The following is a 24,489-nucleotide window of genomic DNA, read 5'->3' as shown; positions in this document are numbered from 1 at the left end:
GCCCGGATGAACATCGTCAGCGGTTAAGCGCGCCGTTTAGCGGTGCTCTTTTTTTTCCAGCGCTGCGTCGGTGCAGGTAAACAGCGACCGAAGCGTGGTGGAGACGGTGAATTTCACTTTTTCAAACCGGCTATAAACGTTGCCCAGTTTGTCGTGCAAAGTGATATCCGCCAGCAGCAGGGTTGCCGTCTGACTGGTAATGCGCATGGAGGCATAGAATGTCTGGTCAAAATCCAGCGGCGAATATTGCTCGATAGCCCCTATCGCCGCAGGCAGCCCCGCCTTGTCCGATTGCTGCATCAACCACAGCAGCGGCAGTTGAAGACCGACATCGTTAATAAACAGGTTGAAGGAGTTGGCCGGGAACTGCCCCTGCTCCCGGGCCGCCAGCGACGGTAAGCGACATTTGAGGATCAGGCTCTGCTCATCGATGTGCACCACCTGCTGAATGCCGCGGAAGGCGTTACCGTGAAACAGCTGCGCGCCCTGCGTCATATCGCCATAAAGCGGCACCGCCAGCGGGATCGCGACGTCGAGATCCCCGTGCAATTCTGCAAACTGCGCTTCTCTTCCCTGTAGGGCGAGCAACAGCGTGGCCTGATAGTGCTTCATCTCCTGCTGGCTGCTGATGATCAGATCGACTGCCAGATGATCGTCGTCAGGCCTGTCGCCGGCATGAGGCGTCATGCTCACGCGATAACGCTCCGCTTCGCTGCCGTCGAACACGATGCCTTTCAGGACGGTAAAGTGGCTGACCCGCCGCAATTGATAGCCCGGGAACCGCTCTTCACAGACGCGCGTCATCCATGCGATGGCTGCGGTGGCAGGCAACACGGGGTTATCGTTGATCACATGATGTTGCAAAAACGGATTGTTCTGCGGCTGGAGCAGGCGCGTGACTTCGTACCCTTCCGCGAGCGCCGTCAAGCGCCGTTTCGCACGATAGTTGTCTCCGCCGATGATGACCTGAGGATGCGCCGCGTCCGTGAACTCGCGCACAAACAATTCAGTGCCGGTCTCCAGCGGAATGATCACCATGTTATGGGTATCGTAGGCGCGCTTCAGCGTATCGTTCACCATACCGCCGTCCCACGGGCCCCAATTAATGGCGCGCACTGTCGGTTGCCCCTCCGCCTGCAGCGGCAGCCATGCAAACTTGTTCAGCGTCTCGTTGGCCATCGCGTAATCCGTTTGGCCGGCGTTGCCAAAGAAGCCTGACACGGAAGAGAACAGCATCACGTGCCTTAACCCGGTGATATCCAGCGCGCGGCAGAGGTTTTCCAGCCCTCGGACCTTCACGTCAAACACGGAACGTAAATCACCCAGCGTTTTTTTCTCAATGCGCTTGTCGGCCAGGTTGCCCGCACCGTGGATAATGCCGGTGATGGGGCCGACAACCTGCTGCGCCTCGTTCAGTACCGCCGCAACCTGTTGCGCATCGGTAATATCGCAGTGGCGATAAATCGCCTCTCCGCCAGCCTGAGCAATCTGGTGCAGAGTGGCGTTGATTTCGTCGCTATGCAGCAAGCCGCTCAGCATGGCGTCGATTTTTACCGGCGTTGGTTGCACGCCTTCAGATTGCAGTTGGGCTATCGCCGCTGCCTTGCGTTCCGCTACCGTGGCTGTGCCCTGCGCCCACGCCGGCAACGGTGCATCGATGTCGGTGCGGCCAAGCAAGATAAAATGAGCCTGGCTGCTCTGCGCCAATTCAATCACGCATTTTGCGGTTATCCCGCGTGCGCCGCCGGTGACCACCAGCACATCCCGCTCGCTAACGTCGGGCGGCGTTTCTTCGTTCGCCGTCGGCGCTGCGCTCAAAGCCAGCGTCATCCGTTCGCCTTGAGCACTGCGCCCGACCTCCGCCAGATCGCGGCGCGCATCCTGGAGTTCCTCCAGCAGAATGCTCACCGCCTCGCCGCTTTTCAGCCCGGCGTCGATATCAAGCGTGCGGCAAAATGCCGTTTTCCATTCAATATTCAGCGATTTGGTCAGCCCGCTAATGCCCGCCGGGAGCATGGCGGAGAGACCGCCTGCCCTTGAAAGGGACAGCTGACCGTCACCGCGAGTGACCACAAAGAACCAGCCTGGGTGCTGTTCACCGCGGTTCAGGCTCTCCTGCAGCCGCTTCGCCAACAGGAAGGCGGTTTCCAGCGAACGGTAGCCATTGGCGCTGAAAACGTCGGTAACCTTTTTCACTTTTTCGCGCGTGGCCTGCAGCCAGATCACGCCGTCTAACGCACCGCGAGCCTGCTCAATTTCCGTGATGGCGGTATCCAGCGTCGCCTCATTCGGATGAGCGAGGCTGTAGACGTGCTGCGTTTTCCCCTGCTTTTTATTTTTGGCGGCGGCCGAATGCAGCGCCAGCACCGAGACCGTTTGTCCCCGTTGCGTCAGCTGTTTCGTTACGTCATCGATGAACGTTTTTCCTTCATCGACAATCAGCCAGTGACGTTTAACGGCAAAAGTCTGCGTATCGCAATCCGGCGTCGGCAGGGGCTGCGAAGTCACGCTAAAACGTTGTGTATGCGGCTTTACGCTTACTGTTTCTTCTGTTGCAGACTGAACCGCAGGCGCCACATACTGCTGCGATTCAGTTGAAGACTTTTTTGCCGATTCAACCTCTGCGACGTCTACCGTAGAGGTGACAAAGCCGAGCGTGCGCAGTTTGGCGTCGCCACCGATATCTTCGGAAGCGCGCAACGCATCCGCAGGCAACTCCGCTTCGCTTTCGCGCTGATTATCTTCAGTAAAGAAGTCTTTAGAGGACGCGGTATCCGGCGTTTCCCCCCCTTCATCCAGGCCCTGCTTGCGACGGATATCGGCAATGATTTCATCAATCATCTCTTTGAAGAACAACGACATTTTGTGAACATTGCTCAGTGCCTCGATGTCGAACGTCTCCAGGTCCTTATTTTTCGACGCGTCGTGGTAGATGCCGGCATCGGCGGAGAAGGCGTCAAACATGGCACCGAAAATTTCCAGGCGCTTGATGGAGTCAATGCCAAGATCGGCCTCCAGATCCATGTTCGCGTCTATCATGTCCTGCGGATAGCCGGTGCGATCGCTGACAATGGTGACCAGCCGCGCCGTGATTTCGGCCTCCGTAATGCTGGCAAAGCGGGAAAGCTGCGCTTCAACGTCCGGCGACATTGGGCTGGCGGTCGGTTTCGCCGCCTGCGGTGCAGGCGCTGACGGAGCTGGGGTTGGCGGTGCCTTGGCTACGGCAGGCATTTCAGGGACGGAAGGACGCGGTGCCGAGAGGCTGACCGGCGCCGCAACAGGATGAACAGGCGCTGCGACAGGCGACACGGACACTACGGCGGCCTGAGGGTAAGCCTGCACCGGCATGTTCAGCGCGCGAGGCGCAACAGGCATCGGCGCCTGGCCCGGCTGGAACAGACTTTGTTGAGTCGAGAAATAGCGCTCATGGTTGCTGTGATACAACTCCAGATTTTTATCCAGCAGTTGCACGCTTTGACCAAGGCTGGCAAGGATCGTCGGTAAGTTTTGGTGATCGCGGAAGTTTTCCAGCAGCGCGTACTGCTTATTCAGCAGCGAGTCCAGTAGCTGAATATACTCTTTTTGATTGGTCTGGAACTGCTGATGCAGTTGGCTCATCACCTGCTGAGCCTGCAGAACCCCATTCAACGGGGTGTTATCGTTACTTTCAACTCGCTGATTAATCTGTTCCATAGCTTGATCTCGCTTGTGAAGGGCTTCCGACGTGTTGGATTTGGTGGATTGAAACAGGGGTGACACCACCGCGGCAGGCAGGGGCGCTACGGCAGGCTGCGCTTTCGCCGCTGCAGTCACGGGGGCTGCGGGCAGCGCTGCACCCTGTCGCGCACGGATGAAGCTCTCGACCACTTCGGTATCACCTTCACGCAGCGCATGCTGCCGCCGACGCTGGTTTTTTTCTGACAGGTAAAAGCCGCCGTTCAGACGGCAACTCAAACGTCCGGTAAGATCATCCTGCTCTGGAGCCGGGCGCACGTAGCGATCCAGGGCGTTCAGCTTGACCCCCTCGGCCAATAACCGAGCCTGGGCACGGGCCAACTGAAGGCGATCGTCTCCCGAATCGCCGGTATTCAGTGAGATCAGCGTGTGTTCACGCCCTTTCAGGATGTCTGCCACCAGTTTTCCCAGCACCCCTTTCGGCCCGATTTCAACAAACAGCCGTCCGCCGCGCTGATAAAGGGCTTCAATGGTTTCCCGGAAACGAACCGGCATGATCATCTGCTGGGCCAGGGTTTCCGCGTATGTTGCGGTGTCGGCAGGCCAGGGTGCCGCAGATGCGCTTGAGAAAGCGGTGCAGTGCGCCGTGTCGAAGCGGATGGATGACAGACTTTCCAGGAATGGCGCGCAGGCAGCCTGCAGGAAGGGCGTATGGAACGCGGCGGAAACCGGTAAAATACGACACTGAACATCGCCGGCTTTCAGTTCGTCGTACAGCGCGTGGATGCGCGCCGTGGCGCCGCCCAAGACCACCTGGGCCGGTGAGTTGTCGTTAGCCAGCACGATATCGGGGTAGCGCACCAGCAGCTTTTCACATGCCTCAACCGTCAGGGCGGCAGCCAACATGGCACCGCCGTCGCCCTCGTTTTGCGCGACGGCCGAAGCTGCCGCCATACCGCGAGCCAGCGAGGCGCGATAAAAATCCGCATCGCAAAGCGCGCCCGCCGCCCATAGCGCGGTCACTTCGCCGTAGCTATGGCCCGCGACGAAATCGGGCGTAAAGCCGTTGGATTTCAAAATAGCGTAATAACCCGCGCTAACCGCACCAATGGCAGGTTGCGCGTTGGCGGTATCCGTTAAACGCTCCCGCTGCGCGTCGCGTTCGGCATCCGAAAATGCGGGGGCCGGATAAACAATGTCTGACAGGCCATGACCGCGCACATCAGCGGCAAATTTATCCAAGGTTTCCAGCGCCTGGCGCATCTCTGGATAATCGATGGCGACTTCACGTCCCATGTTGACATACTGCGATCCCTGCCCCGGGAAAAGCGCCACGACTTTGCCGCTCAGAGCCTTCCCTTTCGGCTGGAAATAGATGCCTTGCGGGTGCTCCCAGCCCTTGTCCTGATTATTTCGCAGCTGTTTTACGGCGGTTTGCAGCAGTTGCCCGGCATGCTCGGCCGAGGTAGCGACCAGCAACAAACGTGCCTGATGCGCTTCCAGCGTGTTGATATCCTGGGCGGCAAGATGCAGCCGCAAAGCCCGCGCGGCCGAGCCGCTACTGAAGCTCTCCAGCGCCGTTTCACAACGCTGCAAAAGCTGGTCGGCATTATCGCCGCTGAACAGCAGGGTGTAGGTCGACTCGTTCAACCGGTAAGCGCCGTGCGCATCCTGTTCGTACTCTTCGAGAATGGCGTGGAAATTAGTGCCGCCGAAACCAAAGGCGCTTAACGCTGCGCGACGCGGCGAATCGTCAAGCGGGCGCAGCCAGGGCCGTGTCTCGCTGTTGAGATAAAACGGGCTATCTTCAACGCTCAGCGCTTCCATCGGCTGCTGGACATTAATGGAAGGCGGCAGCACTTTGTGGTGTAACGCCAGCGCCACTTTAATCATCGAGGCCGCGCCCGCCGCGCAACGGGTGTGCCCGATCTGAGATTTTACGCTGCCGACGGCAATCGAATGCGCCGGCAGACGATACTCGTCAAATACCGCGCGCAGGCTCTTGAGTTCGGTGCCATCGCCAGATGCCGTGCCCGTGCCATGCGCCTCAATCAGTTGAATATCGCCAGGCAGGATACCCGCGCTGGCGTAGGCGCGCTTAAGCGCTTTGATTTGCCCCTCGTAGCGTGGAGCGAAAATACTTTTTGCCCGGCCATCGCTGGAGGCTTCAAGAGATTTGATTACCGCATAGATGCGATCGCCAGCCAGTTCGGCATCTTCAAGCCGCTTCAATACAAGCAGCCCAACGCCATCGCCGAGCATGATGCCGTCTGAGTCACGATCAAACGGACGCGAACGATTGCTTTTTGAAAGCGCGGGCGTTTTGCTGAAGCAAAGAAACGAGAAGGCCGAGTTTTCAAGATTAACGCCACCGGTTAATACCGCATCGCAGCTGCCGGAATTCAGCTCGCCTATCGCCGCCTTGATCGCCGCCAGGCTGCTGGCGCAGGCGGCGTCAACCATGTATGACGTGCCACCAAGATCAAAATAGCTGGCGATGCGTCCACAGGCGACATTCCCCAGAAAACCGGGAAAACTGTCTTCGTTCCACTCCAGGTAGAGTTCATGCGCACGGGCGATCACATCGTCGGCCACTTCCGTGGAAAGGCCGGATTTGATCATGATTTCGCGCAGATAAGGAGCCTGCTGACGCGCCGCCAGCGAGAACGAGGTATTGCCGTTGCCTCCTCCCCCCAGAATGACGCCGATACGGTCGCGATCGACCTGAGCGTCTTTTTTATCCGCCAGCCCTGCATCCTGCATCACCTGCCTTGCCATATAGAGCGAGAAAAGTTGGGCGGTGCTGATGGAGTCCATAATGGCGGGCGGGATCTTAAATGCGACAGGATCAAATTCAATCGCGGGAACGAAACCCGCTTTATAGCCGTAGGTTTTATCCGCAGCCGTCGCATCCGGATCGTAGAAATCCTCTTTCCGCCAATATGCAGCGTCGGACATTGAACTGATATCCGTTAGCGAATCACATTTATTGGTAATATTTTCCCAGAATTCATGCAGGTTAGATGCATCAGGAAAATGACTGGCCATGCCGACAATAGCAATATCGCCATGTGTTTTCTGACCATGCGTTAGATATGTCTCTGACATATATTCCTCGCGATTCAGATGAATGGACCCCATGTCCCGCCCATAATTTTCTTACGGGCACAGTACAATCACTGCCATTATTGGCAGCGTAATAAGCGCTGTTTTATTTCAATAAAGTGAATGAAGCTTTACGTTATTATTTCTTGAGTTCCTGCGTTAACAAACTGGTCCTTGCTCTTAGCAATCCCCCCAGCGCACCTACGATAGCGCTAAGCGCCGCGACCAGTGCGTCAATCAGCGTCACCTGCAGCGGCGTAAAAGATGCCCAGGAAAAAAAGCGACTAATGATGAAAATCGCGACGATAATGCAGCCACTCCATGCATGGATCAGAAAATACATCGTTCCTTCATCCAGAGTGTCATCGTCGTCGAAACGTAATAAATGGGCTCTAATATCGATGGTTGCCTGTTTTTGCGTGATATAGGCGATCCACAGGGCAATAATATAGGCGGTTCCGCCGCAGCTGAAGGCCATTTCTGCAACGTCAATATAGGCGGGAGCCTGTTCGCTTCTCGGTGAAAAATATCCCCACGACAGCAGGCCGGCAATGATTGCCGCGATCACGGCCCAGGGAAGAAAATAATTAAAGACCATAAATCTGTCGCTGGCTTCTTTGCTGGCCTCCTGCTGCGGCATGGCCAGCCGCCCGACATACCAGTCGATAATCCGATCGCCGACGATACGCAGGGTGAGGCAACACGCCGCGATAACCACCAGGCAGACCGCACCCAGCACCCAGCCCGTTAACGTTTTTCCTTCGGGTGAAAACGCTTGTAGCAACCAATAAAGCGGTGGCACGGTAATCAGCGCCAGCAGTATCGCGCAGCCGGCGATTCGCCCCCAGAGCGTTTCCCCCCAGCCCGCAGGCGATATGTCTTCAGACGTTCGGCGATGAACAGCATAATCTTCTGTTGCGTACCCTTTGAGGAGATCATAAACAACCTCACCCGAGATGGAAATAATCGCCACCAGCGGGAACAAGGCTAGGAAAATTCCTACAGAAGTAAATCCCCCCGACGGATTAACGTAAAAAAAAATACCGCCGATTATTAGACAATCCAGTGCACTGCGAATGGCGACATTCATGAAAGCCGCCCCAGACAACCTGTTATACGTAGAAATGTGCGTCATAACGAACCCAGTCCCGCCATATATAGCCAAACAAAGAAGTGTTACAAACAAGTTAAAGAATGCATATGAATTATGTGGGGAATAATATCACATCAAATTTATGAAATAACGGTATACATGCCTAAAGCTTATATTTCAACTTAACCGATAGTCAGCGTAATCTTAGAAACCAAAAAAGACTATCAACTTAAAAATTAATCACTTAGCTGGATTTAACTTGACCAAATCGTTACATAAATCTGCATTTGTTCTTTTTTTTAGAATTTACAACCCAATAAAAACAGAAAAACAGAATTTTACACCTTACAAACTTAACCATTAAAATCAAATAGATAGCGCATTTTATTGACCAACTTCAAAAATAAGACATTAGGTTCATTAAATATTCATAAAAAGGCCTTTACATAAACAAATCGCAAGTGCGATAGTCCGAGCGCTGTATTTTTTATTATCAACGCAGGCGGAAATATGGCCTGCCATTAGGCATTGCGGAGAAAATTATAGCCAATTAATTAATTAAAAATAATTAGAAGGGGAATTAATTCATTCATGCGTTAACCGAAAGACGCGCTACGCCGCCTGTCCGGTTAATTACATCACCCCATTGTTATGACACAGGCCCATTATCTGGTAAGGAATAGCCGCCCTATGTTTTCATTAGCCCGAGCTATTTTGATTTACGAGTGGCGACGGTTTTTACCGGCCGTGCTAGCCGTGGCTTTTGCAGGATTACTGGTGCTGATTCAGTTTGGATTACTGCTCGGCATGTTCAGCGCCGTCAGCGTTTATATCGATCGTTCCTCTGCCGATTTATGGGTTGGGTTTCCCGGTACGCAAAGTGTCGATCAGCCGCGCTCCATTCCTGAAAAAGTTGAAAATCAATTGCGCATGGATCCCGACGTCATCGACGTCGAACGTTATACCTGGACGCTGGCTGACTGGAAACGACCGACCGGCGGTCGCATCTCCGCCACCCTGATAGGCATCAATCCAAAAGCAGAATCCATGACATTTTCACGCCTGCTGAACCCCCAACTCAGACAGCTGCTGCGGGTGCCCGGCAATCTGCTGGTTGATGAAAGCGATCTCGACAAGCTGGGCGTGAAAGTGGGCGACTATACCGAACTGCAAGGCAAGCGGGTACATGTGGCCGGGACGGTCAGAGGGATGCGCTCCATGGGCGGCGCCAACGTCATCTCTTCACTCACCACCGCACGCACCATCGATAAGAGCCTGCTCAATAACGACGTCGACTACTTCCTGGTGAAAATAAAAGACCCGACGCAGGCTGAGGCGGTACGCGATCGGCTCCAGCCGCACGGTTCGTTTCGCCATTACCAAATCTGGACCACCGAGGAATTTTCCATTCAATCGGTCGCGTACTGGTTGTTTGAATCAGGCGCGGGCGGGGGATTCCTGTTCTCCTCCGTGCTTGGCTTTATCGTAGGCGTAGTGATCACCAGCCAGACGCTGATGGCGGCTATTGTTTCCGCACTGCGCGAATACGCCACGCTTCGCGCGCTCGGGGTATCGTCCGGATCCCTGCGCGCCGTGGTGCTGGAACAATCTTTCTGGATTGGCGTGGTGGGATTGTGCATTGCCGCACTGGTCAGCGTGCTTATCGCCGCCGGGGCTGAGCTGTTTTATGTCACCTTTACCATTCCGTTGGTTGCCGCTGCCGGCATTCTGCTGTTGGTGATGATCATTACGCTGCTCTCCGGGCTTTCTGCCCTGCGCGCGCTTAATCGTGCCGAACCCTTTACGTTACTACGCTGAGAAATACGATGAAAAAAACTGCCACAATTCTGGCCGAGCAGATTTCCCACGGCTTCACCGTGGGGAAAATCGTACAGCCGGTGATCAGGAATGTTGACCTCAGCATTTTCAATGGGGAGCTGACCCTGATTATCGGGCCATCGGGCTCCGGAAAAAGTACGCTGCTGGCGATTCTGTCGGGGCTGCTGCGCCCAGATAGCGGTCGCGTACAGGTTAATGACGCAACGCTGACGACCATGTCGCGCCATGAGCTGGAATATTTTCGGCTGATGAACTGCGGCTTCGTGTTTCAGGGCTTTAACCTGTTCGCTGCGATGACCGCGCTGGATAATGTCATCCTGCCGCTGGTCTACGGCGCGAAAGTCCCGAAAAAAGAAGCCGCCCGGCGGGCAAGCGAGGCGCTGGACATCGTTGGCCTGAGCCAGCGCAAAACCCTGCGTCCAACCGAGCTTTCCGGGGGAGAAAAGCAACGCGTGGCGATTGCGCGCGCGTTGGTAAAAGATCCGCCTTTTCTGTTTGCCGACGAACCCACCAGCGCGCTTGATAAGCACAACGGGCAGACCGTGGTGGACCTGCTGCACAATATCGCCCGCGAAAAAGGCTACACCGTGCTTGCCGTATCCCACGACAGCCGCCTGATCGATCATGCTGACCGGGTAATTACCATCGAAGATGGACACATAACCGACGACACTCGTCCTATTCCTGAGAGATCGTGCACCCTATGAAAAACGTCCTGCGTCTCTGCTTACTGGCAATGTCTCTGGCTCTGAGCCTGAGTGGCTGCGATGACACCCCTCTCGCCGCTGCCGCCACCGCCACGCCCTCCCCTTGGGCCGCCGTGGCTAAAGGCTATATCAGCATCGAAGGCGGCTTAATCAGTATCGATGCCCCCCGCCCCGGCATTATCAAAGAGATTCTGGTAGAAGAAGGCGCGGTGGTAAAAAAAGGCCAACTGCTGGCGCGCATCGAAGATAACGAAGCGCTTGATGCACTAAACATCAAGATCAAACAACAAATCGAGGCAGTGCGCGATCTGGAGTGGGCACAGCAGAAGCTGATAATAGCGACACGGGAGTTCAACCGCTTGGCAAAGCTGAATACCACGGTGATTTCCGAGCAGCAGCATGACAACGCAGCGGATCAAATGGCACTGCAACAGCGCGAGCTGGCGATGAAGAAAGCCACGCTGGAAACGGCAAACGCGGGGGTCAAAGCCGCTGAGCTGGAAGTGGAAAAATATCTGGTCGTTGCGCCGGCGGATGGCCGCATTGTCAAACGCGACGCCAAACCGGGCGAAGGCGCGTCCACGCTGAATGTGACCCGGCTGTTTATGCTGGCCCCCAATGCACCACGCATCGTACGCGCCGAGCTGGAGGACGTTTTCGTTAACGCCGTTCAGCCTGGACAGCATGCGGAGGTCACTCTGGAGAATAACGATAAGCGCATCTATAAAGCGCAGGTCTTGCGCCTGAGCGAAGTGTTTGGCGCCCGACAACCCACGGACGACCCCAATGTGAATCAGGATACGCGGGTTATTGAATGCGTACTGACCCTGGATGCGCCGCAGATTCGTATCGGGCAGCGCGTACTGGTGCGTATTTTGCCGGCGGATAAACCCGACGCGACGGCACGCGAGGGGTAACCTGATGGGGTGCCAGGCGCCGAAGGGCATCGGTTGCGATGTCCGCCTATAAACGTATTACGCTGGGCATATGTTTACTTTTGAAACGGCGTTTATCGCCTCCGCTTTTATACGCCAACAGAGCACGGGCTTTGTCACCGATGTTCCCGCCGTTACGGCATGCCTTGTGGAATTTGATGGCTGCGGTTACCACAATGCGCTGTTTGCCCAACTGTCGATCCCCTTGCCGGGCGTGCTGAGTTCGGCGGTGGCGAAACGGCGGGCCGACTATCTTTCCGGGCGTTATGCCGCGCGTCAGCTGTTGATGAATGCCGGCTGCCGCGATGCCGTTGCTGTCGGCCCCGATCGTGCGCCGGTCTGGCCAGCCGGCTGGTGCGGCAGTATTTCGCATACCGGCAAATGGGCCATCGCGGTGCTTTCTCCTCAGCGTTATCGCGTCAATCCGGGCGTTGATATTGAGCGGCTCCAGCCGGAAGTTATGCGAGAAATCGCGACGACCTTTACCACGTCCGATGAACGTGCGCTGCTGGCCAAGAGCCCGCTTCCCTACGAAACCGCGCTGCTGATCACTTTTTCCGCCAAGGAAAGTTTATTTAAAGCACTTTTCCCGCAGGTTCAGCATATGTTTGGTTTCGAAGCCGCTTGGCTATGTGAACTTAATCCGCAACAGAACGCGTTTACTTTACAACTGACCCGGAGGCTGGCCCCCAGGCTGCCCGCCGGATATCGCGTCAGAGGCCGTTACTTAGTCCGCGACAGCGAAGTCATCACCCTGATTTTGGCGCCAGCGGCGCACTGATCGGCCGTCGGCGATCCACGCATCGTTTCCGCCATCGGCCCGACAATCATCCACAGCCCTGGAAAAGGGCTATCGCACTACCAGGGGATATCGGCATAACACGCACAGCTCGCTGTCTTCAGCCAATGAAAAAGGAAAAACACCGTCTTTTTGATATTGCGTATAATGAAGGGTATTCAATTTCTTCACGGTCACGTCGCTTTCCAGAAAAGCGAGGTTATACGGGCTGGTCACCTCCGAAATACCAAATCTAAATCCCTTTTCAATGGCCGACAAACTCGCCGCCCGATAAAGGCTTCGCAAAATCCCTTGCCGCTGAAATGCCGGCAACACTGCGGTCATCCAGCAATGCAGCAGCGGTTTACTTTCGTTTTCCTCGTCAGAGTGTTGAAACTCATAAAGCGAATCAAGAAAAGTGAAGATGGTATTCAACTTTTGGCTTTCATAATCGCCGGGGATAAAGTCATTATGAAAATCCGTCAATATCCTTACCCCCACCAACCGGGATGACGTTTTTTCTATTGCCACCCAAGACAGCTGGTTTTTTATCGCGTGATGAACCAAATCCGTTACGAAAGGCCTCAACTCGTCTGACGATATGCCTATCGCCCTCCCCAGCGGTTCCTGAGCGCTAAATACCGTACACAGGCATGCAATAGTCTGTCCGGCGTGAGTCTCATCCAACACGCTATAAGCAAAACGCGCCTGAAGATCTGCTGTCATACATTGAACTCCTGTAAGGTTTAATACGGTTTCCCAACTGATGATTTATGCTTTTTCCGCCGGTGTCCTGACTGCCTCATTCATCGCCACCCGCAGGTGCGTTTTAATCTGCGGCAACCAGGCAATATGCGCCGGCTTCATCAGACATACCCGTAAACACAATACCGACTCCGCATCCCAAAATGCGCTGTCCGGCGCGATTTTATCCCGCAGCAATTTTTTAGGAACGCGTGCCAATGCCAGATGGAGATTCATTTCAGCGGCCTTGTCAAACACCCTTTGCGACAGTGCTGAACTGGCCTGGGCACTGGCGCCAGCCACATACCACAGCACAATATCCAGCGCGGGCTCCAAAACCGTCACGCAGTCCGCTTCTTCCTCCAACCACTGGAACAGTGACATGGCGGCGTCCCTGGAACATTGAAGCGCAGCAGCAAAGGTGCCGCCCGCCACCAAAGGCAGCAGTTTTTGGGTGGCCCAAAGCGCGCCGGCCGATGCGCCTGCCCGTGAGCATTCCAAACTGATCTCCCCTAAATGCAATTCATCCGAACTGAAATAGGTGTATGGCGAATCGTGCTTGTAATGTATTCCTACCCCTGGGTCCTTAAACAAGACACAGCCGCATCCATAGGGCTGCATGCCATGTTTATGCGGATCGACAACGATAGAATCCGCTTGCGCCATGGCCTCAAACGCACTCCGACTCGCCACCGACAGCCCCTCGCACAGAGAAAAATAGCCTCCATAGGCGGCATCGACGTGAATTCTGAAGTGATACTTTCTTTTTAGCGCGAGAATGGCATCCAGGGGATCAAGCGTTCCTGCGGCGGTGGTGCCTAATGTCACGACCAGGGTACCTATATTGCCTTGTTGCAACCTCGCTTCCAGCTCGACGAGATCCATCCGCCCGGCGGCATCGCAGGGGATCTTTTCAAACCCCATGCCCAACACCTGACTAATACGCTCATGGGTGTAATGCGCCAGTTCTGAAGCGGCCACCGTCGTCCCTGGACGCAGCATTTTGGCAATCCAGAGCGCTTCCAGATTGGCAAAAGTCCCGCCACTGGTCAGATGGCCAAGATGCTCGGACCAGCCAAACATGCGGGCTATTTCGGCAACCGCTTCCTTTTCCATCGCCGAGGTGGCTCTTCCACCATCAAGTGCATGATTATTAGGGTTGATATACAGGCATAAGGAATAAGCGAGACGCGCAATGGGATGAGGAGGTTTCAGCATTTGCCCCAAATAAAAGGGGTGAAAATAGGGGTAATTATCGGCCATTCTTGAAGATAGCTCACTCAATACAGCCTCCATCGGCGCCAAGGCTTCATTTTCCTTATACTCAGGCAACAGGGAGAAACTCGCCTCCAGGGCGGAAAGCTGTCTGGCCAATATGGCCAATTCCTCTTGATTAAACATGGTTTCCTTACCCCCGATCATTTAGGTTGAATAAAAGACAAACGTTTAATTTTAAACTCAGCGAGCACTTCAGCCGCAGGGTGTAAATTTGTACTTCTCAGGCTATTTTGGTTTTCCACAAAGCGCTCGCAGACAAAAATGTGGGCATCGTAGGCTTGCTGTACCGAGGCAACAAAATCATCGTATTCCTCACCAAAAAAATCCCGCATTCGTTCTTTATTCTTTTTTATGCGTGCCATGACTTTAATTAAATAAGCATGATCCATACTCCCCAACCCGCTGAACCTCTCGGGCATAGAGGGCCGGATAATGCTTTCATACTTTCCTTTCTGAAAGTCAGCGCTGTATTTCATTGCCAGCGCCGACATTCTCATCATATTGGCCGCATTTCTCAGTGAGAGAATACCCTCATGCCTGTTACCCTGCAGGAAATACGCTTCAACATTATGCAATGCCAACAAGGCCGCCTGAATAAAAAGGGTGAAAATCTTATGCCCGACCTTCCAACGGATTAACTCTGGACTCTTCATATCCGCTCCCTGACATGCTGTTCTGAAGCACTGAGGTAATCAACGCCAATTAACAGTGCTTCATGTATCCCTTGCAATAATCTTTCTTGCTCATCAATCCGCAGTGCCGTTTCAGACACCTTTATTTCCTCACTAAAAAGCAATGCACAATGAATGCCTGATGAAATATAAACATCCAAGGGCCGATCCGAGGTTCGTGTTATACCGAAGTAATCATCAAAAATACTGAAGACTTCATTACTGACCCTTTCCGCCCTCGCCACCTCGTGATTTAAAAACTTCAATATCTGTCGGCACGCAGGTTCCATATTTACCAGAAAGTTTCCCTCAATGCCCTCGAGCGCCGTGAGCAACAATCTGACATCATCCTTTAATAATATACTGTGTCTGTTGGATATTAATACACTTGGAATTGATAGCATACTTAGCGTCCCACCAATAAAATTACTCGGTAAGTTATAGGTGACGTATTATAAACTCGCCAGAGCGCCATTAAAAAAATCATCAAGCCAGAGGTGTCGGTAACGTTAATTATAAAAATACCCAGGGATAATTTCAGCGTTAATTATAAGCGTCTCATTAAATGCCGCCCTTTTTATAATAACGTGCCATTAACCCCAGAGACCTTTACCGGTTCACATACCCATTTTCTTCATCCGCGAAAGCAAAGTGGTACGTTTCAGCCCCAGCCGTTGCGCAGCGCCACGCGGCCCACCGACCACGCCGTTGGTTTCTTTCAGTACCCGCACAATCCGTTGATATTCGTCTTCACCCGCTATTGCCGGCGGTGGCGCTGCGATTGGCGCGATTGAAGGCTGCGCATATTGCAGCTCCGGCAGTTGCAGATTAAGCACCGTACCTCGCGTCAGCAATATTGCCCGTTCAATGACGTTTTCCAGTTCGCGCACGTTGCCCGGCCACGGCATTTGGCTCAGCATGCGCAGCGTTTCGGCCGGAATGCTGTCGATGGTGCGTTTCATGCGCCGTGCAATCTTGTAGGTAAGAAATTTCACCAGTTGCGGAATGTCCTCAGGTCGCTCGCGCAGCGGCGGAATGAGTATCGGGAAGACATTGAGCCGGTAATAGAGGTCGCTGCGGAATTCGCGGTCGGCGACCATTTGCTGCAGATCGCGGTTGGTGGCGGCGATCAAACGCACATCGACGGAAAGCAGCTTGTTGCCGCCAACCCGCTCAAACTCGCGCTCCTGAAGCACGCGCAGCAATTTAGGCTGCGACTCGACAGGGATTTCCCCCACCTCGTCCAAAAACAGCGTGCCTTTGTCCGCCAGCTCGAAACGCCCCATACGCTGGGTGCTGGCACCGGTAAACGCGCCCTTTTCATGGCCGAACAGGTCGCTTTCCAACAACCCGGCCGGCATCACCGCGCAGTTCATCTTCACCATCCGCTGATCGCGGCGCTCGCTCAAATTGTGAATGGCGCGGGCAATCAACTCTTTTCCGGTGCCGGTTTCGCCGAGGATCAATACCGAACAGTCGCTTTTCGCTACCATTTCCACCTGTTGCAGCACTCTGGACATCACCGTGCTGCGGCCCACGATCTCACTGAAATCCGGATTGTTGTCATTAATCTGTTCGGTGAGATACAGATTTTCATGCACCAAACTCTCTTTCAAGCGGCTGATTTCCTGATAGGCCAACGCGTTATCGACCGCAATGGCGATACGCTCGGCGATCTGCTGCAGCACCCGCAAGTTGGCGGCATTGAAGTTATCCGGCTGGCATTGCGCCAGCTTCAGCACGCCGAGGGTTTTCTGGCCGAAAATCAGCGGCAGCACGCACAGCGTCTGAATTTGCTCATGCCACAGATCAAACAGCTGCCGTTCATACTCGGCCAGCGGATCCGAGTGTTTCAGATTCAGCAGCAGCATTTCGCCGCTCTGCATCACTTTTTCCGACAGCGTGCCGGCCAGGGGTACGCTGTATTGCTGACGTTTAGCCACGTTATCTTTCAGATAATGGGTAGCGTAGATCGTCACGCGATCGTCACGATCGCCCGGCAGTACAATGCTGATGGCATCGGTTTTGAAGAAACGGTGGATCTCGCTGGAGATCTCGCCAATCAGATCGTCCAGATCCAGCTTGGACAGCACCGCATTGGTGACATCCACCAGCACGCGGAAATCATCGCGCTCATGACGTAACTGGCGCTGCTGCCGCTCGGCGGTTTCGCGCAGCTGTATCTGCTCTACCGCCAGCGCCGTCAACTCCATCAAGGGGATCAATGCGTCAAGCGCCGCTTCGTCGAACGCGTTGCCGTCGTTACGCAACAGTTCGCAACCGCCAAGCAACTGCCCGCCGGTGCGCAGCGGCATCAGGCAGTAATGGCTGAGCGGCGGATACAGCGCCAACATCGCCAACTGCGGGTAACGCTGGTGCAGATCGGCGCCGCACAGGCGCAGCGGCTGCGCATTCTCGCGTAATAACGCGATCGGCCCATTGGCCAACAGCGTTTCATCCTGATAGTTCAGCGGCTGCCCATTCCCGTCCTGCCCGTGGAAACTGACTCGCGCGCTGTTCGGGTGCAGCAACACCAGCGTCACGTCGTCCGCCAGCCGCCAGCGCCGGACGATCTGTTGCAGTTGGATCAGCACATCGCCATAGCCGCGCTGGCTGAACAACAAGCGGGTAATTTCCAGCAGTTCCTGTTTTTCTATGCTTGCATTCGACATTGACCATCACTCTGCCGGTTAAGGCATCCGGTTGCGGTAATTGAATTTTTTTATTTTTATGTGAGCTACGGCGCAAAGTTTACTGCCGACCGGCGGCCGCTTCCCCCGACCGGATCAACAAATGCGAGGTAAAGGCTCGGCATGCGGCAAATCGAGCAACCGGCTGATGCCATAGGCTCCGCGCAGCCGCACCTGTGTGGCACCGTCGGTCACCCGGCCGATCACCGCCGCATCCGCGCCCAACGGGTGCCCCTGCAACGCGGCCAATACCGCAGGAACCGCCGCCTGCGCCACCGCCAGCACCAGCTTGCCTTCATTGGCGAAGTTAATCGCGTCCAGCCCCAGGAGTTCGCAAACGCCGCGCACCGCCGGTTTCACCGGCAGACACTGCTCGTCGATGTCGATACCGAAACCGCAGGCAGCGGCGTATTCGTGCAGTATGGCGTTCACGCCGCCGCGGGTGGCGTCGCGCAATGCGTGTACGCCGTCAATCGCCCGCAATGGCGCAATCAACGGCGTCAGCACCGCACAATCGCTGGTGATGTCCATCGCCATACCAAGCTGTTCGCGCAGGTTGAGAATGGTGGCGCCGTGGTCGCCCAGGGTGCCGCTGACGATGATCGCGTCATCGGCTTGAATGCGCTGCGCCGACCACTCGATGTTCTGCGGGATCACGCCAATGCCGGCGGTGTTGATAAACAGTTTGTCGGCCGCGCCGCGCTGCACCACTTTGGTATCGCCGGTCACGATCTGAATGCCGGCCTCGCGGGCGGTTGCCGCCATCGACTCCACCACCCGCGTCAATTCCGCCAGCGGCAGCCCTTCCTCCAAAATAAAGCCGCAGGACAGGTAGCGCGGCGTCGCCCCGCTGACCGCCAGATCGTTGGCGGTGCCGCATACCGCCAGCTTGCCGATATCGCCGCCGGGGAAAAACAGCGGATCTATGACGTAGCTGTCGGTGGTAAACGCCAGCCGATCGCCCTGCCGCATTAACGACGCCAACGCGATGCGCGCCTGATCTTCACGCTGTTCCAACTGTGGGTTGGCGAAGGCGGGCAGGAAAAGCGATTCCAGCAGTTGCTGCATAGCTTTGCCGCCGCTGCCGTGTGCCAGGCTAATAACCGGATTCATGCGACGTTTTCCTCTGTTTCTCGACGATATTGATACCAGGCGGCGCAAGCGCCCTCTGAAGACACCATCAGCGCGCCAAAGGCGTTTTGCGGCGTGCAGACACCGCCGAACAGCGGGCAATCGCGCGGTTTGCAGCGGCCGGTCAGCACCGCGCCGCAGCAGGCACGCGGGTCATCTGCCGCTTGCTGCGGCTGGGGCTGAAAGCGGCGTTCGGCGTCAAAATCGGCATAGGCGGCGCTCAGGCCGATGCCGGAATCGGCAATGGTGCCCAATCCGCGCCATTCGCTGCTGCCGCCGATCGCAAACACCTCCGCCATCGCCTGCTGCGCCAGCAGGTTGCCGCTTTGCGGCACCACCCGGCGATATTGGTTTTCGGTGCGGCTGCGCCCCTCGCAGAACTGGTCAATCAGCATCATTACGCCTTGCAGAATATCCAGCGGTTCAAAGCCGGTCACCACCAGGGGTTTATGATACTCGCCGCTGATAAAGCGGTAGGGATCGGTGCCGATGATCATGCTGACATGGCCCGGCGCCAGGAAACCGTCGATGCGTACCTCCGGCTGTTGCAGCAGGCTGCGCAAGGTCGGGATCAGGCTGATGTGCTGGCAGAAGACGCTGAAGTTCTGAATGCCCTCCAAACGCGCCTGTTGCAGCGTCACCGCAGTCACCGGCATGGTGGTTTCAAAACCGAGCGCGAAGAACACCACCTGCCGCTGCGGATTGGCGCGCGCCAGTTGCAGTGCGTCCAGCGGCGAATACACCACCCGCACATCGGCACCGCGTTCCCGCGCCTGCATCAATGACCCCTGCTTGCCCGGCACCCGCAGCGCGTCGCCAAAGGTGCAAAAAATCACCGCGGGGTTGGCGGCGATTTCATGGCAGGCGTCGATACGCCCCATCGGCAATACGCACACCGGGCAACCTGGCCCATGAATAAACTCCACCTGCGGCGGCAGCAGTTTATCCAGGCCAAAACGGAAAATGGCGTGCGTATGGCCACCGCACACTTCCATCAGTTGCAATGGACGTTCGGCGCTGAACGGCAGCGTTGCCGCCCGCTGCGTAATACGCTGCAACAGCGATTTCACCAACTGCGGATCGCGGAATTCATCAACGTATTTCATCATTGCCTTCCCCCGCCATAAACAGCGCCACGTCGTTTTCCACTTCGCCCATCGCCTGTAACGCCGCCAGCATCTCAGCGGCTTCCCGTTCATCCAGCCGACTCAGGGCGAAACCGACGTGGATCAGCACCCAAGAGCCCAGCAGCGCCTCACGCGGCTGGCCGGCCTGGCACACCAATGCAATGTTGATTTCACGCCTGGCGCCGCACACCTCCGCCCACGCATGCTGCGAATGCAGTGGGTCCAGCGCGACAACTCGCCCCGGAATGCCTATGCACATCGTTGCACCGCCAGCCAGTTCAGCCACTGATCCATGCCGTCGCCGCGAGTGGCGGACAGCGTGATGATTTCAATCTGCGGGTTGACCCGCCGGGCATTGGCGATGCAGGCGTCGAGATCAAAATCCAGGTACGGCAGCAAATCGATCTTGTTCAGCAGCATCAGCCGCGCCGCCGCGAACATATGCGGATATTTCAGCGGCTTGTCCTCGCCTTCGGTCACCGACAGCACCGCCACCTTGTGCCGTTCTCCGAGATCAAACCCGGCCGGGCACACCAGGTTGCCGACGTTTTCGATAAACAGCAGGCTGTGGGGTTGCAGCGCCAGGCGGTGGGCAGCGTCATGCACCATCTGCGCGTCCAGGTGACACCCTTTGCCGGTATTGACCTGGATCGCCGCCACGCCGGTGGCGCGAATGCGTTCGGCGTCGTTGGTGGTTTGCTGATCGCCTTCTATCACCGCGCACGGCACGCTATCGCGCAGCCGCAGCAGAGTTTGCGTCAGCAAGGTGGTTTTGCCTGAACCGGGGCTGGACACCAGGTTCAGCGCCAGGATCTGTTGCGCGGCGAAATGTTCGCGATTGTGCGCCGCCAGGCGGTCATTCTTCGCCAGCACGTTGGTTTCGATTTCCAGCATGCGCAGCTGGCTGATGCCCGGCGCGTGGGTGCCGGCCGCGCCAAAGCCATAATGCAGATCGCCTTTCGGGTTCTGGCGCGGGCGGAACGGCACCCTGGTGGGCTGAACGTCACCTTCAATGGCCACTTCGCCCTCGGCGCAACCGCAAGTGCTACACATAAGCTTTCCCCTTTGTGGTTATTCAATTTCCAGGCGTTTTATTTGTATGCCGTCGTCGGCCTGCACGCGCAGGTTGTGGCCTTCGCAGTGCGGGCAGATGCGCACCTGCGGCAGCGGCAGGGTCACTTCACACTGGCAGTCATGGCACCAGCTCAGCGCCTGCTGTTGCTGTAAATGCAGCGTGCAGCCTTCGGCCAGCGTGCCGCGGCACACCATGTCGAAACAGAAATGCAGCGCCTGCGCCTCGACGCAGGAATACGCGCCCACCTCGAGCCACACGGCGGTAATTCGCCGCGCCTGCTGTTGCTGCGCATGCTGCTGCATAATTTCCAGCGCGTAATGGCAAAGCGTTATTTCGTGCATGCTGTCTCCGGTAACGGCAATAAAACGTCCAACTGAAAATACCTGTGCAAATACGGTGCCAGTCAGGCGCCGACACATTTGTCGAGTGTCGATGTCATCGACAGTAAAAACCGTCATGCAGCGTTAACTCACGCGTCAAATAATTCATCGCGCCATTGAATTTAAAGTCATTAATTAAAACAAAACCAAGCTGGCACGATTTATGCCCTATTAGCGTTACCACAGGAAATGTCGACACAGCGGGTGACACAGATGAGCACAATAAATGAACTGACCAGCCAGGCCGATTATATCTCCGGCAAAAACAACCGGTTGATGGCGCAATGGCAGCATTACCACAACACGCTGGTCAAAGCGGTAACCACCACAAAACAGAGTATTAATCATGAGTTTATCTGCGGACAGGGTCAGGACATCCGCTTTACGCTGTTCAATCACTTCACCTTGCGCATTCAATTGAGCGACGGTTTTTACAGCCGCGATATCTGCTACAGCATTAATTTGGCCGCGCCAAACGAAGAGGAGAATTTCGCCCCTTTCGCTCACGCCACGCTGGATGAAAGCGGCCTGATTGACGGCCAAATCAATAACCGTGATAAGCCCGCGGTGCTGGAGCATTACCTGAATAAAATCGCCGTTATTTACCAATGCTTATTTGATTCGTTGCATGGCGACTGCGCCATTCATGAAGAATTGAAAAAAATTATTCTGCCGGCCTGAATAACGCCGTTTTATTACTGACAGCGACTGTCGAAACGTCATTTTTACTGTCGATTTCGTCAAAAGTGACGAAACCGCAAGGAGTGTGCATGAACCGCTTTCTTATTGCGGATGCCAAATTATGCATGGGTTGCAATACCTGCATGGCCAGTTGCGCGACCGAACACCGCCTGGCCGGGTTGCAAGCCTTGCCGCGTTTACGGGTGATGCGCAATGCGCGCGATTCCGCGCCGGTGATGTGCCGCCAGTGCGAAGACGCGCCCTGCGCGCAGGTTTGCCCGGTGAACGCGATAACGCATCAGGATAACGCCATCGTGCTGAACGAAAGCCTGTGCGTCAGTTGCAAACTGTGCGGCATCGCCTGCCCCTTTGGCGCCATTGGTTTTGGCGGCAGCGTGCCGCTGGCCATTCCCGGCGATTGCCAGACCGCGCTGGCGCCGCCACCGCCCGCTCCCGCTCGCCCGGTCAGCGCGTTTCTCGATTGCCAACCGGGCGTGCGTGCGGTGGCGGTGAAATGCGATTTGTGCGCCTTCAGCCCTGACGGCCCGGCGTGCATTCGCACCTGCCCGACCAACGCCATCCGGCTGGTTGCCGACCACGACGTGCGACAGGCCAGCGAACGAAAACGCCGCAATGCGATGCAGGCGTTAGCCGCCGAGTTGCCGTTTGTCAGCCCCCCCGTCGCCCGCAAGGAGCCGAACCGATGATCACCAATTTTCTGCCCGACCCGCTGCTGTTGCTGACGCTGTCACTGAGCGGTTCTCTACTGTTGGCCGCACTGTGCTGGCTGCTGGCGATATGGCCGCGTTTTTGCGCCGGCGTTTGCGGCATCGGCACGCTGCTGGTGTCGCTGGCCGCCACTGCGGCGGCCCTGCCCTGGCTGTTCACCACGCCTCATCCTGCCCGCCTGCCGTGGCTGCACTATGCGGTGGAAATCAGCGGCCTGAATGCGCTGTTGCTGCTGGTGATCGCGCTGAGCAACCTGTTCGTGGGGCTGTACCTTTGCCATTGGCTGACGACGCTCAACGATCATAACCGCACCCGGCAGGGCAGCCTGATGCTGTTGATGCCCGCGGCGCTGAGCGCGGCCGTGATGGCGGACAATGCGCTGGCGCTGGTGCTGTTGCTGGAGTTGGCGGCGCTGTGCGGTTACTTCCTGATTGTTCGGCGGCAAGACGCCAAGAGCCAGCAGGCCGGCCACAGCCAATTTCTGCTGATGCGCTTCGGTACGCTGCTGCTGGTCGCCGCTTTTGCGTTGATCTACAGCCAGACCCACAGCCTGCAATTCAGCACCATGCGCGAGATAGCCTTGCCTTCGGCGCTGCGCAGCGGGGCATTTCTGCTGGCGCTGGCGGGGTTCGGCATTTACGCCGGCGTGATGCCGCTGCACGGCTGGGTGCCGCAAGCGCACAGTAGCGCGCCCGCCCCGGCGGCCTCGCTCTTTTCTTGCGCGCTGATGAAAGTCGGGCTGCTCGGCGTGATCAAAATCGGCATGGATCTGCTGGGCACACCGCCGCTGTGGTGGGGGTTGCTGGTGTTGCTGCTGGCGGCAGGCACCGCCTTTTTCGGCGGGCTGTATGCGTTGATGGAGCATGACCTGCGTCGGCTGCTGGCTTACCACACGCTGGAAAATATCGGCATCATCCTGCTCGGCATCGGCGGCGCAATGGTCGGCCTGGCGCTGCAATTGCCTGAACTGACCGCGCTGGCGCTGATGGGCGGCCTGTTTCATCTGTGCAATCACAGCCTGTTTAAATCGGCATTGCTGCTTGCCTCCGGCGCTGTCGAACAGCAAACCGGGCTGAAAGACATGGAAAAAATGGGCGGACTGGCGCGGCTGATGCCGTGGACCTGCATCGCATTGCTGGTCGGGCTGGTGTCGATGGCGGCGCTGCCGCCGCTCAACGGTTTCGCCAGCGAGTGGTTGATTTATCAAGGCCTGTTCCAGTTCAGCGCCGCATCGACCTTTGTCGGCCGGCTGCTTGGCCCGTTGCTGGCGGTGGCGTTGGCGATCACCGGCGCGTTGGCGGTGATGTGCGTCAGCAAAGTGTTTGGCGTGGTGTGCCTCGGTGCGCCGCGCTGTGAAGCCGCCGCCAACGCCCGGCCGGCGACGTGGCCGATGATGCTCAGCCATCTGCTGCCGGCCTTGCTGTGCCTGCTGTGCGGCATTGGCGCGCCGTGGCTGATCCCGCTGTTTGCCCGGCTGGCCGCCACCTTGACTCCGCAAGCGCCGCTCGGCGCACATCTGCTGGTTTCCCCGCCGCTGATCGCCATTTTGCTGTTGGCGATGCCGCTGCTGCCGTTGCTGATCGCTGCGATCTATCGTGGGAAACGCCAGGCGCGCCGCACGGACGGTGAAGCCTGGGCCTGCGGCTACGGCCACGAAGCCTCGATGGTGATCACCGCCACCGGCTTCGCTCAGCCGCTGCGGGTGATGTTCGCGCCGCTGTACGCCCTGCGCCAAACCTTGCAACCGGCCGCCTTACAGCGCTGGCTGCATCGCGCGCCCCTCAACGCGTTTTGCCGTGGCGTCGCCGCCATCGAGCTGGCGGTGCTGCTGGTCGTGGCGCTGGCCTAAGG

At 56.6% G+C, this 24,489-nt stretch carries 19 protein-coding genes; 7 read left to right on the top strand and 12 right to left on the bottom strand.

Features of this window, described 5'->3' with window-relative positions; genetic code table 11:
- Positions 1 to 36: 36 nt before the first annotated feature.
- Positions 37 to 6,783, bottom strand: coding sequence for an SDR family NAD(P)-dependent oxidoreductase (locus ACUTSW_RS18345; protein WP_445585033.1), 6,747 nt, complete (start codon positions 6,781 to 6,783; stop codon positions 37 to 39).
- Positions 6,784 to 6,919: 136 nt separating this feature from the next.
- Positions 6,920 to 7,915 carry a DUF6347 domain-containing protein gene (locus tag ACUTSW_RS18340; protein ID WP_063200404.1) on the bottom strand — a complete coding sequence of 332 codons (996 nt, stop codon included), beginning with the start codon at positions 7,913 to 7,915 and terminating at the stop codon, positions 6,920 to 6,922.
- 648 nt (positions 7,916 to 8,563) lie between these two features.
- Between ACUTSW_RS18340 and ACUTSW_RS18335 the strand changes: the two genes are divergently transcribed.
- From ACUTSW_RS18335 to ACUTSW_RS18320, 4 genes are all read left to right on the top strand, one after another.
- Entirely contained in the window at positions 8,564 to 9,691 is a 1,128-nt protein-coding gene (locus ACUTSW_RS18335) for an ABC transporter permease (protein ID WP_006328034.1), read from the top strand.
- Positions 9,692 to 9,699: 8 nt separating this feature from the next.
- On the top strand, positions 9,700 to 10,419 hold the full coding sequence (locus ACUTSW_RS18330) for an ABC transporter ATP-binding protein (protein WP_062868676.1): 720 nt from the start codon (positions 9,700 to 9,702) through the stop codon (positions 10,417 to 10,419).
- Positions 10,416 to 11,336: an efflux RND transporter periplasmic adaptor subunit gene (locus ACUTSW_RS18325; RefSeq protein WP_062868677.1), complete on the top strand. Its 921-nt coding sequence runs from the start codon at positions 10,416 to 10,418 to the stop codon at positions 11,334 to 11,336. The genes ACUTSW_RS18330 and ACUTSW_RS18325 overlap by 4 nt, the downstream gene beginning before the upstream one ends.
- 70 nt (positions 11,337 to 11,406) lie before the next feature.
- On the top strand, positions 11,407 to 12,135 hold the full coding sequence (locus ACUTSW_RS18320; protein WP_445585032.1) for a 4'-phosphopantetheinyl transferase family protein: 729 nt from the start codon (positions 11,407 to 11,409) through the stop codon (positions 12,133 to 12,135).
- Positions 12,136 to 12,204: 69 nt separating this feature from the next.
- Here the strand turns inward: ACUTSW_RS18320 and ACUTSW_RS18315 are convergent, their stop codons facing one another.
- The 10 genes from ACUTSW_RS18315 to hypA all read right to left on the bottom strand — a co-directional run bounded on the left by ACUTSW_RS18315 (position 12,205) and on the right by hypA (position 21,189).
- Positions 12,205 to 12,858 carry a hypothetical protein gene (locus ACUTSW_RS18315; protein ID WP_445585031.1) on the bottom strand — a complete coding sequence of 218 codons (654 nt, stop codon included), beginning with the start codon at positions 12,856 to 12,858 and terminating at the stop codon, positions 12,205 to 12,207.
- Positions 12,859 to 12,903: 45 nt separating this feature from the next.
- A complete protein-coding gene (locus ACUTSW_RS18310) occupies positions 12,904 to 14,277 on the bottom strand; it encodes a pyridoxal phosphate-dependent decarboxylase family protein (protein ID WP_445585030.1) in 1,374 nt (457 codons plus the stop codon).
- 17 nt (positions 14,278 to 14,294) lie between these two features.
- Entirely contained in the window at positions 14,295 to 14,807 is a 513-nt protein-coding gene (locus tag ACUTSW_RS18305) for a hypothetical protein (protein ID WP_445585029.1), read from the bottom strand.
- On the bottom strand, positions 14,804 to 15,229 hold the full coding sequence (locus ACUTSW_RS18300; RefSeq protein ID WP_445585028.1) for a hypothetical protein: 426 nt from the start codon (positions 15,227 to 15,229) through the stop codon (positions 14,804 to 14,806). The genes ACUTSW_RS18305 and ACUTSW_RS18300 overlap by 4 nt, the downstream gene beginning before the upstream one ends.
- 213 nt (positions 15,230 to 15,442) lie before the next feature.
- Positions 15,443 to 17,497 (bottom strand): formate hydrogenlyase transcriptional activator FlhA, encoded by a 2,055-nt coding sequence (gene flhA / locus ACUTSW_RS18295; protein WP_445585027.1) that lies wholly within the window; start codon positions 17,495 to 17,497, stop codon positions 15,443 to 15,445.
- Between the two features lie 114 nt (positions 17,498 to 17,611).
- Positions 17,612 to 18,628, bottom strand: coding sequence for a hydrogenase expression/formation protein HypE (hypE, locus tag ACUTSW_RS18290; protein WP_445585026.1), 1,017 nt, complete (start codon positions 18,626 to 18,628; stop codon positions 17,612 to 17,614).
- Complete coding sequence (hypD, locus tag ACUTSW_RS18285; RefSeq protein WP_445585062.1) at positions 18,625 to 19,752, bottom strand: hydrogenase formation protein HypD; 1,128 nt, start codon at positions 19,750 to 19,752, stop codon at positions 18,625 to 18,627. The genes hypE and hypD overlap by 4 nt, the downstream gene beginning before the upstream one ends.
- Positions 19,739 to 20,032, bottom strand: a complete 294-nt coding sequence (locus tag ACUTSW_RS18280) for a HypC/HybG/HupF family hydrogenase formation chaperone (RefSeq protein ID WP_062868686.1) — start codon at positions 20,030 to 20,032, stop codon at positions 19,739 to 19,741. Before ACUTSW_RS18280 ends, hypD begins: the two co-directional genes overlap by 14 nt.
- Positions 20,023 to 20,826, bottom strand: a complete 804-nt coding sequence (gene hypB, locus ACUTSW_RS18275) for a hydrogenase nickel incorporation protein HypB (protein ID WP_445585025.1) — start codon at positions 20,824 to 20,826, stop codon at positions 20,023 to 20,025. Before hypB ends, ACUTSW_RS18280 begins: the two co-directional genes overlap by 10 nt.
- 18 nt (positions 20,827 to 20,844) lie before the next feature.
- The gene (gene hypA, locus ACUTSW_RS18270) at positions 20,845 to 21,189 is read right to left on the bottom strand and encodes a hydrogenase maturation nickel metallochaperone HypA (protein ID WP_013814554.1); all 345 of its coding nucleotides are present in this window, start codon (positions 21,187 to 21,189) and stop codon (positions 20,845 to 20,847) included.
- A gap of 252 nt (positions 21,190 to 21,441) precedes the next feature.
- Between hypA and hycA the strand changes: the two genes are divergently transcribed.
- The 3 genes from hycA (at position 21,442) to ACUTSW_RS18255 (ending at position 24,487) form a co-directional block, all read left to right on the top strand.
- On the top strand, positions 21,442 to 21,909 hold the full coding sequence (gene hycA / locus ACUTSW_RS18265) for a formate hydrogenlyase regulator HycA (protein ID WP_062868689.1): 468 nt from the start codon (positions 21,442 to 21,444) through the stop codon (positions 21,907 to 21,909).
- An 89-nt stretch (positions 21,910 to 21,998) separates the two neighbouring features.
- Positions 21,999 to 22,616: a 4Fe-4S dicluster domain-containing protein gene (locus ACUTSW_RS18260; protein ID WP_166728840.1), complete on the top strand. Its 618-nt coding sequence runs from the start codon at positions 21,999 to 22,001 to the stop codon at positions 22,614 to 22,616.
- Entirely contained in the window at positions 22,613 to 24,487 is a 1,875-nt protein-coding gene (locus ACUTSW_RS18255; RefSeq protein ID WP_445585024.1) for a proton-conducting transporter transmembrane domain-containing protein, read from the top strand. The genes ACUTSW_RS18260 and ACUTSW_RS18255 overlap by 4 nt, the downstream gene beginning before the upstream one ends.
- Positions 24,488 to 24,489 lie beyond the last annotated feature (2 nt).

This window comes from Serratia sp. TSA_198.1, assembly GCF_052686505.1.
Note: the sequence above shows the minus strand (reverse complement) of the source record. Positions and strands in the feature narration are given on the sequence as shown.